The sequence below is a fragment of the Nocardiopsis ganjiahuensis DSM 45031 genome (genome assembly GCF_000341085.1).
GTDB classification, from domain to species: domain Bacteria; phylum Actinomycetota; class Actinomycetes; order Streptosporangiales; family Streptosporangiaceae; genus Nocardiopsis; species Nocardiopsis ganjiahuensis.
Genome location: NZ_ANBA01000002.1, coordinates 336,007 through 347,282 on the forward strand (window position 1 = coordinate 336,007; position 11,276 = coordinate 347,282).

Below are 11,276 nucleotides of genomic sequence, written 5' to 3' on the forward strand. Positions count from 1 at the left end.
GGGTCCGCCGTCCCTTCGCGGGGCGGCGGACCCGGCCGACATTCCATTCCCTGGTCGGCCCCTAGTCGGCGAGGGGCAGGTAGACGCGGTTGCCGCCTTCGGCGAACTCCGCGGACTTGTCGGCCATGCCCTTCTCGATCGCCTCGACGGTGTCCAGTCCGTTCTCCGCCGCGTACTTGCGCACGTCCTGGGAGATCTTCATCGAGCAGAACTTGGGACCGCACATGGAGCAGAAGTGCGCGGTCTTGGCGGGTTCGGCGGGCAGGGTCTCGTCGTGGAAGGACTGCGCGGTCTCCGGGTCCAGGGACAGGTGGAACTGGTCCTGCCAGCGGAACTCGAAGCGCGCCTTGGACAGTTCGTCGTCCCACTCCTGCGCCCGGGGGTGCCCCTTGGCGATGTCGGCGGCGTGGGCGGCGAGCTTGTAGGTGATGACGCCGGTCTTGACGTCGTCGCGGTTGGGCAGCCCCAGGTGCTCCTTGGGGGTGACGTAGCAGAGCATCGCGGTGCCGTACCAGCCGATCTGGGCGGCGCCGATCGCGGAGGTGATGTGGTCGTAGCCGGGCGCGACGTCCGTGGCGAGAGGGCCGAGCGTGTAGAACGGCGCCTCGCCGCACAGCTCCTCCTCCAGGCGCACGTTCTCCTTGATCTTGTTCATCGGCACGTGGCCGGGGCCCTCGATCATCACCTGCACGTCGTGGGAGCGGGCGATGTGGGTGAGTTCGCCCAGGGTGCGCAGTTCGGCGAACTGGGCGGCGTCGTTGGCGTCGGCGATGGAGCCGGGGCGCAGTCCGTCACCCAGGGAGAAGGTGATGTCGTACTGACGGAAGATCTCGCAGAGTTCCTCGTAGTGGGTGTAGAGGAAGCTCTCCTTGTGGTGGGCCAGGCACCAGGCGGCCATGATGGAGCCGCCGCGCGAGACGATGCCGGTGACACGGCGGGCGGCCAGCGGCACGTACCTGAGCAGGACGCCCGCGTGGACGGTCATGTAGTCCACGCCCTGCTCGGCCTGCTCGATGATGGTCTCGCGGTAGATCTCCCAGCTCAGCGCGGTGGGGTCGCCGTTGACCTTCTCCAGCGCCTGGTAGATCGGGACGGTGCCGATGGGCACCGGCGAGTTGCGGATGATGCGCTCACGGGTCTCGTGGATGCGCTTGCCGGTGGACAGGTCCATCACGGTGTCGCCGCCCCAGCGGGTGGCCCACACCATCTTCTCGACCTCCTCGGGCACCGAGGAGGTGACCGCGGAGTTGCCGATGTTGGCGTTGATCTTCACCAGGAACTTCTTGCCGATGATGGTCGGCTCGGACTCGGGGTGGTTGCGGTTGACCGGGATGACCGCGCGGCCGATCGCGACCTCGTCCCGGACGAACTCGGGGTCCATGCCCTCTCGGGCGGCCACGAAGCGCATCTCGGGGGTGATGATCCCGGCCTTGGCGTAGGCCAGCTGGCTGACCGAGCCGTTCACGGGTTCCAGGGCCCAGGCCTCACGGGTGCGGGGAAGCCCCTGGTGGACGTCGATGTGGGCGTTGTCGTCGGTGTACGGACCGGAGGTGTCGTACAGATCGAAATGGCTGCCGTTGCTGAGTTCCACCCGGCGCTGCGGGACGCGGAGCGTGAGACCTTCGGGGGTGTCGATCTCCTGGTGGACCTTGCGCGATCCCATGATGGGACCGGTGGTCACCCGGTGCTCGTCGGCGGTGGAAACCTCACGACCGTCAAGAGCCGTCATGGCATGCCTCCCTACGTCGGAATTACCCGAACAGGTTCTGCGGTCGGCGACACCCTTGAGTCGCCCTCTCAGCCCGCCATGGCGCGAGCTCCCGCGTTGCGTATTCACCTATGTGCACGTCGAGCGTGCCGGAACACCTCGATCACGGTGTTCCGGGCCGGGGGGAAGCACTCCCCTGCGGCCCCGCACACCATACACAGGCCGTCCCCCGGCCTGTCCAGCCGCGCAGGGGTCAGAAAAGTGTCTCCGGATGGGCAGGGCCCGCGTCCTCGACGGGTTCCAGCAGGTCTGGGCGGTTGTTCTTGATGCTGTTGACGTCGGTGGAGACCTCGTCGACCTCGAACCGGGACACCGGGGTCTCGTGCAACAGGTGGGCGAGGTCGTCGGGACCCGATGCGGGGTCGAGCCAGGAGGACCAGCCGTCGGCGGGCACCACGACGGGCATGCGCTCGTGGATGTGGGCGAGCTCGGGGGCCGCCTCGGTGGTGATGACCGCGCAGGACCACACCCAGGCCGCCGGGTCGTTCTCGTCGTCGACCTCGGGGTCGCGCCAGCGCTCGAAGATCCCGGCCAGGGCGAGCGGTTCGTCGCCCCGGTAGTGGATGGAGAACGGCTTCTTGAGCGCCTTGGCCTTGCGCTTCTTGTGCTGGGGGTCGGTCGCCGGCGAGGTGCTGGCCTCGGAGGTGCCGTCCTTGTTGACCAGCTGCCACTCGTAGTAGGCGTCGGCCGGGAGCAGGCAGCGGCGGCGCCGGTAGGCCGTGCGGAAGGCGGGTTTGTCGGCGACGGTCTCACTGCGGGCGTTGATCATCCGGTAGCCGATGTTGCGGTCCTTGGCCCAGGAGGGCACGAGCCCCCAGCGCATCGTGTGCAGGGACCGCGGCCCCGGCTCCCCGGAGAGTTCACCCTGCGGCGGCGGGCCGAGGACGGCGTAGACCGGGCGGCCCGGCGAGATGTTGTAGTCCGGGTCGAGCTCCTCCAGCGGCGGCCAGGCGCGCGGGTCGCCCTCCTGGCCCAGGGCCTCCTCGGGGAGGTCGAAGGCGAGCTGGAGCTGGTGCACGTTCCTGGACTGGGCATAACGACCGCACATGGGTTCGATTCTACTGCTTCAGCCGGTCTCCGCGCGGGTGGTGCGCACGACGAGCGCGCCGAGCAGTCCGGCGGCCAGGGCCGTGGCCCCGGCGGCGGCCAGCAGCTCCCGGGGGTGGTCCGCGGCGAACAGTCCGGCGATCAGGAAACCCGCGACGAAACCGCTGTTGACCACCGATCCCATGAGCGCGTGGGCCCGTCCCAGGAGGGGTTCGGGCGTGCTCTCGTGGACCACGGACCTGAGCAGGATGTTGTGGACGGAGTTGCCGGCCCCCGCGAGGACCACGCACAGCACCGCCACCCCCAGCACGGGGAACCACGCCCACAGCGCCAGGGACGCCCCCACCAGGGCGGCGGCCAGTGCGACGCCCCGCCCCGACGGGGTCGGGCGCAGCAGGGTGACCACCAGCGCGCCGAGCAGCAGGCCAACGCCCCAGCCCGCGGTGAGCAGCCCGAAGACCGTCGCGCCGTGCCCCATGACCTCCCGGACCACGAAGACCATGGCGACGTTGGTGGTGGAGGTGGCCACCACCGCCAGGACCAGGACCGGCATCAGCACCCGGAACAGCCGGGTTCCGAGCAGGTGGCGGGCCCCGTCCACGGCGCCGGACCAGAGGGTCCCCGAGGTGCTCACCGACGGACGCCGCACGCCCAGCACCAGGAAGGTCCCGGCCGCCACCAAGAAGCTCGCCGAGTCCAGGAGCAGGGCGGGGGTGATCCCGAAGAGGCCGACCAGCACCCCGCCCACCAGGGGGCCCAGCACGGTGGCCGAGGCGCGTACCCCCTCGAACAGGGAGTTGGCGTGGACCGGGGAGAGCTCTCCGGCGGCGCTCGGCAGGAGGGTGAGGATCGCCGGATTGACGAAGGCCGCCATGGAGCTGACCGCGAGCACGCACAGGACCAGTACGCCGGGATGGTGGAACCAGACGGCGGGCAGGATGGCCGCGCCCTGGCCCACGCAGGCCAGGATCAGGACCCTGCCGGTGTCGAAGCGGTCCAGCACGGCCCCGGCGAGGGGCGCGAGCAGGATGAGCGGACCGATCTGGGCGACCAGCAGCGCGGTGACCCACAGGGAGTTCCCGGTCTCGGCCAACCGGAAGACCGCCGCGACCAGCACCACCTCGTCGCCCATGGAGGACAGGAGGATGGCGGTGAGCAGGACGACCGCGCGGATCCGGCGGGCGGAGGGGGTCGCGGGGTTCGCGGCCGGGCTCCCGGCGGCGGGGCTGGCGGACATGGCGGCTCCGGGCTGGGGGTGTCCCGCGGATCATGCCACGGGGCCGCCCGCCCGTCACCCGGTTTTCGTGGCCTCCCGCTCCTCGGCGTTCCCTTCCGCCGAGGTCTCCTCGGCCGGGGTCCGCCCGGCCCGGGGCGGGCGGTCCCGCCAAGCCGTGAGCAGACCGGCGAGGATCGCGAACACCCCGACCGGACCCAGGGTCCAGGGCGCCCAGAGGTCCAGCCCCCGGAGCAGCAGCGACCTCACCCTGGCCTGCTCGGCGTAGCCGGAGACCTGACCGTCGGCCAGGGCGAGCTCGGCTTCGAGCAGGGCCACCTCGCCGGGACCGTTCTGCGGGCGCAGGGCCTCGGACCGGCTCTCCTGCAGGTTCACCACCGTGCCGGTGACCGGTTCGACCCAGAAGGTCCGCTCCGCCGTCAGCCAGCGGGTCGCGCTGACCGTGCCCTCGGCCCCGGGTTCGAACAGGGCGGCCGGGACGTCCCGCGCGGAGTCGGGGACCTGGGTGGCGTCCACGCTCTGGGTGTAGCGGCGCACCGGTACCCCGGCGACCTCGTCGTCGGCCTCGAACTCGACGGCGGGGGCCGAGCGCACCTCGGCGTCGTAGAAGGTGTGGCCGCCCTCGGGCACGCCGGGCGGCCAGTGGAGCACCAGCCCGGCCTGGCGGACCGCGCGGTCGCCGTTGACGTGCTCGCCGCAGCAGTTGACCGCCCGGCCGGTCTCCCGGTCGACGATGACCCGGCGGCTCCAGTGGTCGATGACCCGGTCCGAGGCCGAGGTGCTCACCGTCGTCTCCCAGGCCGACCAGTCGTCACCGTGCGCGGTGGCCTCGACCCGGATGAGCTGTTCGAGTTCGGTGCTCTCCACCTGGCTCCAGGTGGCGGTGTCCAGGTAGTCGGCCTCGGTGTCGACCATGCTCAGGGTGAAGGAGGCCTCCCCGGGGAGCAGGGCGACCCGCTCGTGCACGTAGAGCGGCAGCAGCAGCGCCAGGGTCAGCAGGAACGCGCCCGCCGCCACCGGGAGGGTGCCCTTGGGCAGTCCGCGCCCCGGCTCCGGCCGCCGCGGCTGGATCCGGGGTTCGGGAGCCGCACCCACCTGCGAGAACGTACTCACCTGTGGGCCTCCTCGACATCGTGCCCGGACTCCGGGACCGGCTCGGCCGAGTGCCGCGGGTGCGGTTCGGGCTCCGGGGCGTGCCCGAACCGGCCCTCGTGCCCGTCCTGGTTCCGGCGCTCACCCGGCTCCTCGCCCCGGGCCTCGCCCCGGTCCCCGCCGTCGGTGACCCGGGCGGGCCCTGCGGCGGGGGGTTCGGACACGGGCGGTTCGTGCTCCGTGCCGCGCTGCCCCAGTGCGAGGACGAGACGGGCCATCGCCGGCAGGCACAGCGCCTGCGGCACCCAGCCGCGCAGGGCGGATCCGAGTGTCTCGGTGATGTCGTGGAAGGGCATGTTCACGACCAGGTACGTCCCGGAGGCCGTGGCCAGGCCGGCCAGGGCCAGCGACACGGTGACCACCCACGGTCCGGCCAGGTGGGGCAGCATCCGGCCGCCCATGGAGGGCCTGCCGGGTTTGGCGTGCCGCAGCCTGCTGGGCGCTCGGCGGGCCAGCCACCACAGGGACAGCAGGAGCACGCCGACCACGGCCGCACCGGCCCAGCCCGCGGTCCACACCCCGTAGACCAGGCCCAGGGGCAGCACCCCCCAGCGCGGCAGCCAGCCGGAACGCGCTTCGGGCAGCGCCCGCGAACGGCGCGGGGGCTCGGTCGCCAGCCGCTTCCCTCCCGGCAGCCAGCGGCGGGGCCACAGCGCCAGGACCACGAGCAGCGCGGCCAGCACACCGCCCGCGGCCAGCACCCGGTGGTAGACGGCGTCGGGGGTGTAGGTGAGGGTGACGGTGCCCGCGCTGTCCTCGGGCAGGACCCAGGCCTGCTTCCAGCCCTCCAGCCGCACCGGCTCCAGCGGCCCGTCGCCGCCGTCGATCCGGGCCTCCCAGCCCTCGTTGAAGTTCTCGTTCACCACCAGGAGGCTGTCCTCGTCGACGTCCACGTCGAAGCGGCGCTCGCCCGGCCCCCAGGAGTGCAGGGTGTCGACCTCGGCCATCCGGACCTCGGTTCCTCCGGCGGGGCCCCCGCCCGGCTCCGCGTCCGAGCCGCTCCGCACGGACTCCACCAGAGCCGACCGCACCTGGTACCGGTTGCCCGGGTCGACGACGATCCGGTTCTCGCCCTCGGTCAGGTCGAGGTCGGTGCAGGTCTCGTAGCGCAGCGGGTTTCCGGTGAGCTGGTCGGCGAGGTCCCCGTCACTGATGCGCGTCTCCACCCGCTGGCCGTTGACCCTCAGTGTGGGGCCCAGACCGCAGGTCGTGGAGGCGTCGCCCTCGGGCAGCGGGTCCACCGCGGGTACCCCCGGGAGTTCGACGGTGCCGATCTCCAGGGCCTGTCCCTCGGGGCGCTCGAAGGTCAGCCGCAGGGACGAGGCGGTCAGCTCGGCGAAGTCCATCCGGCCGCTGCCGTCGAGCCAGCCCTCGCGGACGGTCCCGCCGCCCTCGACCGTCACCTTGATGGGCCGCATCACGCTGTCGGCCCGGGGGAAGTCGACCTTCAGGTGGTCCATGGTGGTCGCCGCGCCGAGCTCGATGTCGAGCCAGGGGGCCTTCTCCTCCGGGTCCGGGTACCAGACGGTGCCCTCCTCGTCGTCGAGTGCGCCCCGGCCCATGGCCGCGGGGTGCTGGACGGCGGTGGAGGAGCCGGTCACGTGCGGGAACCCGCTGGCCCGGTTGGCCGCGTTCTCCGCCTCGCGGGGGTCGGTGAGGACCACCTCGCCGGAGATCCTGTGCGGTGCGGCGGCCGCTCCGGAGGAGAGTTCGAAGGTGCGGTCGAGCTTGCGGGCGTCCTCACCGCTCACCTCCAGCCGCGGGTTGCACACCCACACGTGCGAACCCTCCATGCAGCCGGGGGCGGTGCCGGTCGACCCGGTGAAGAGCAGCGTGCCGGCGTCCTCGGGACCGGGCACCCTGAGGGTACGCTCGGCTTCCAGCCCGGGCAGGGAGATCATGGAGACACCCACCCGGGTGCCGAAGCGGTACTCCGGCTCCCAGGCCAGTTCGTCGATCCGTACCCGCAGCGTGGAGGTCTGTCCCGGCGGGGCGGCGAGCTCCTGGGGTTCGTCGGTGGCGGCGACGGCGGCCTCGGACCGGCCGGAGTCGGTGATGAGGGAGACCCGCGAGGGCGGCGGCTCGTCCGGCAGCTGCTCGAAGGCCACACTCAGCCCGCTGAGGTCGCGGGGCTCGGTGAACTCGACCTCGATCCACTGGCCGAGGGCGCCCGCGAAGGCGCTCGACCGCCAGGCGGTGCCGAGGTCGGGGTCGAAGGCGGCGTAGGGGGCGTGCCCGGGGTCGCGGTCGCTGGCCCGGGCCTCCACCCCGGCCTCGGAGGTGGAGGCGGTGACCCCTGCGACGCCCAGGTCCTCCGCGTGGGCGACGTACCCCTCCCAGGCGGGGTCCATGACGTCCGGTGCGGGGACGTCCCGTTCGAGCTCCTGGTCCTTCGTCATGGTGGCCGAGACGTTGCGGCGCACGTCGGAGTAGACGACCTCGCGGCGGCGGGCGGTGTCGGTGACGATCGTGTCCTCGGCGGCGATCTCCTCGGCGCCGGGATCGTCACCGAGCAGGATCGGCCGGTCGTCGTTGACCAGGCCCTGTTCGGCCAGGTGCAGGACGGACTCGGGGCCTCCGGTGACCCGCAGCGCGTTCTCCGAGGGGACGGTTCCGACCTGGGGCGCGGCGCCCTCGACCTCGTAGATCGTCAGTGACCGGTAGGGCTGGTCGAACCACTGGGAGGCGGACTGGTGGTCGAGGGAGCCGATCACCGGCCCGAACTCGGCGGCCTCGGTGATGCCCGGGGAGTTCTGGAGCGACTGGTGGACGCGGGCGGGCCAGCCGCCGTTGTTGCCCACGCGCTGGAGGTCGTTGCGAACGATCAGGTGGGTGACGCCCAGTCGCGCGAAGGTGTCCGCGAGCCCTTCGGAACCGCGCCCGGAGGAGACCCGCTGATCGATCTCGTGGTTGATCCGGGAGATGCCCGAGGAGCCCCAGGGGATGATCTGGTGGTTGGTCCAGGCGCCGGAGAGCAGGGGTTGCAGGGGTTCGTCGAGGGGGCGTCCCCACTCGTACTCACCGCGGGCCGAACCGGGCAGCGCCATGGTCATGCCGCGCTCGTCACCGCGCTCCTCCAGCCAGTCCACGGCCTCGTACCAGTGGTCCGGGATCTGTTCGAACCCGCCGCGGGGCGCGATGCCGACGGTCGCGATGGGGGTGAGCGTGACCAGGAAGACGACGGCGCCGCCCCCGGCCACGGCCCGCCTGACGCGGGTCCTCGTCCCGCTGCCGCCGCCCCGGCGGTCGGCCAGGTCCCGGGCGACCACGACCGGCAGGTGCGCCAGGCCGAGGACGATCGGCAGGCGGATGAGGGCGTCGAACTTGTGGACGTTGCGGAAGGGCGCGAGGACGCCGTCGAACAGCTCGCGCATGTACGGCGCGAAGGGGCCGGTGAGCGCTCCGGTGAAGCCCGCGACGACGATGGCGGTGCCCACCAGGAGGCTGCTGATGAGGAAGAGGCGTTCGGGGGTGCGCCGGTTGATGAGCCCGGCCAGGCCCAGCCCGGCGACCAGCGCGGTGACCGCGACCAGCCAGGGGGTCAGGGAGAGTTCGGCGCCCGAGGGCAGGGCGGTGTTGCCCATGTCGGGCAGGAAGCCCATCCAGTTGGAGGTGCCGCGAAGGGAGTTGAACAGGGAGGTGATCCCCGTGGTGACGGCGGCGTCCTCGGTGTAGGGCATGAACGAGTACACGTACCGCGACATGATGAGCAGCGGGACGATGTACCAGGACGAGGCGAGCACGAGCGCGACCGCCCACCAGAGGATGAGCCGCCGCTTGCGCGGACCGCCCGCCCGGGTGAGCAGGTACAGGCCGGGGACGACCAGGACCGCCAGCTCGGAGGCGGCGTTGGTGCCGCCGCACAGGAGGAAGGCCAGCCCCGACAGCAGGGCCATGCGCGCCGGCGGGTAGCCGTACCTGGCGCCCAGGATCAGCGGCAGCAGGATCCACGGCATGAGCAGCATGGGCTGGAGCTCTGCCGAGTTGTACGAGAGCAGGGTGAGCACGCGCGGGGCGAGCGCGTAGGCGACACCGGCGAGGATGCGGGTGTTGACGGTGCCCAGGCCCAGGGCCTCGGCGACCTTGTACACACCCACGAAGGCGGCGATGAGCAGCACGGCCATCCACAGGCGCTGGATGAGCCACTCGGGCATGCCGAGCACCTCGAACAGCAGGTGGAAGGGGCCGTTGGGGAAGAAGTACCCGTAGGCCTGGTTCTGGATCTGCCCGAAGTAGGAGGCGTCCCAGAGGTGGAGGGCTCGCTCCATGAACCCCAGGGGGTTGACCGTCAGGTCGATCTTGGTGTCGCTGACGATCCTGCCGGGGTCGATGCTCGCTGCCAGTGCTCCCAGGAGCAGACACACCGCGAGGACCTTGAGCCGCACCAGCAGCTTCTCGTCCACTCCGCCGGGGGCGGTCGGTGCTCTGGAATCCTCCGGTTCGCGCCTGGCGGTGGATTCCGCCGAAGTCACATCTTCGCTTTCTTGCCTGCGGTGGGGTCGGGGGCGCCGGAGGGGGGCTGCGCCGTGGGTGACGTCCGGGGGTGGTGGGTGAGGTCGAGTTCGGCGGCGACCAGGCGGGTCATGCGGGCCCCGCTGGCCTCCCAGGTGAACCGGGCCGCCCAGGCGCGGCAGGCGCGCCGGACCTCCTCCGCCCTCCGGGGGTCGGACAGTTCCGTGAGGGCGCGGGAGACGACGTCCTCGAGGGTCTCGCCCTCGCGGACGAGCCACCCGGTTTCTCCGTCGCGGACCGAATCGCGAAGTCCGTCCACATCGTAGGCCACGGTGGGCACGCCGAGCCGTGCGGCCTCGATGACGGTCAGACCCCAGCCCTCGAACTCGGAGGCGGTCACGTGCAGGTGGCAGGAGGCCAGGACGGTGTTCTTGTCCTCCTCGGAGAGGAAGCCGTGCAGCTCCACCCGGCCGTGGAGGCCGTCGCGGCCGACCTTCTCCGCGAGGTGCTCTCCCTCGGGGCCGCGGCCGATGATGTGGACGCGCAGGCCGGGGTGGTCGTCGCCGAGCGTGCGGGCCAGGTCCACGACCCGTGAGACGCGCTTCTGCACGACGAGCCGGCCGAGGCTGACCAGCGCGGGCGCGGCGTCCGGAGCGGGTCCGGCGTCCGGGGCGGAGCCGGCGGACCGGTCGTCGGCGCACTGGGGCGCCACCCCGCCGTTGTGGACGATCTCTATCGGCGCGCGCCAGCCGAGTTTGTCGCGCATGGCGGCGCGGGAGGACTCGGAGACGGTGACGGTGGTGCAGTTCCGGTAGACCCGGGAGGCCACGGTCGACTCCAGGAAGCGGCCGAACCAGGCCAGCGGCGCGGAGAAGTAGGCGTTGAACTGGAGGTCGTGCACGTGGTGGACGACGCTGACGACCCTGGTGCTGCGGCGCAGGACCAGCCGGGTGAAGAACGGGATGCCGTTCATGCAGTCGAAGGCGAGGTGGTACTCGCGGCGCCACAGGGCGAGCCAGGCCATCACCCGCGGGTAGACGGTGAACTTGCCGCCCATCCGGCGGATGACGACGCCGTCCTTGGTCTCGACCCTGGCCTGGTGGGGTTCGCGGCTGGTCAGGAAGGTGACGATGGCGCCGCGTTCGGCCAGGTGGCGGCTGATCCGCCAGGCGTACTCCTCGGCGCCGCCCGCGGTGGACTGCCAGGGGTCGCGCCAGTTGACCATGACGATCCGGACGCCGTCGAGGCGGGGCCCGGGGTCGGCCGGGTCCGGGACCGCGGGGTCGGGGGTTGCCGGGGCGGCGGCCGGTCCCGGAACGGTGGCCGGGCCGTGTACTGCGGACTCGGCGGACTCCGCCGGGGCTGGGGCGGGGATCGCGGCCGGGGCGGGGGTGATCGTGAGCAGGCCGGGCTCCACCCGGGATGGGACCTTCTGGAAGACCACACGCTCTCCTTCCGCGCGGTGCCCGGCGAGGACCCTGGGATCGAACACTCGCCGAACACGCACGAGCACTGTGCGTAGGCACTCTGGGGAAGCACCGAGCGCACGCCGAACAGGCCCGTCGACCGGACGTCTTGGGGATGGGGGGCGGCCGCGGGAGGTGCGGCCGCGGAGGGGGCGGG

At 72.1% G+C, this 11,276-nt stretch carries 6 protein-coding genes; all 6 read right to left on the bottom strand.

Annotation, left to right across the window (positions count from 1 at the left end):
* Positions 1-61 precede the first annotated feature (61 nt).
* Complete coding sequence (gene thiC, locus D458_RS0102115; RefSeq protein WP_017585079.1) at positions 62-1,729, bottom strand: phosphomethylpyrimidine synthase ThiC; 1,668 nt, start codon at positions 1,727-1,729, stop codon at positions 62-64.
* A gap of 232 nt (positions 1,730-1,961) precedes the next feature.
* Positions 1,962-2,816, bottom strand: coding sequence for an SOS response-associated peptidase (locus tag D458_RS0102120; RefSeq protein ID WP_026118907.1), 855 nt, complete (start codon positions 2,814-2,816; stop codon positions 1,962-1,964).
* Between the two features lie 18 nt (positions 2,817-2,834).
* Positions 2,835-4,052 (bottom strand): MFS transporter, encoded by a 1,218-nt coding sequence (locus D458_RS0102125; protein WP_017585081.1) that lies wholly within the window; start codon positions 4,050-4,052, stop codon positions 2,835-2,837.
* Positions 4,053-4,106: 54 nt separating this feature from the next.
* Positions 4,107-5,162 (bottom strand): DUF3068 domain-containing protein, encoded by a 1,056-nt coding sequence (locus D458_RS0102130; protein WP_017585082.1) that lies wholly within the window; start codon positions 5,160-5,162, stop codon positions 4,107-4,109.
* Positions 5,159-9,673, bottom strand: a complete 4,515-nt coding sequence (locus D458_RS0102135; protein WP_040702060.1) for an alpha-(1->3)-arabinofuranosyltransferase — start codon at positions 9,671-9,673, stop codon at positions 5,159-5,161. Before D458_RS0102135 ends, D458_RS0102130 begins: the two co-directional genes overlap by 4 nt.
* Entirely contained in the window at positions 9,670-11,097 is a 1,428-nt protein-coding gene (locus D458_RS0102140) for a glycosyltransferase family 4 protein (RefSeq protein ID WP_017585084.1), read from the bottom strand. The genes D458_RS0102135 and D458_RS0102140 overlap by 4 nt, the downstream gene beginning before the upstream one ends.
* Positions 11,098-11,276 lie beyond the last annotated feature (179 nt).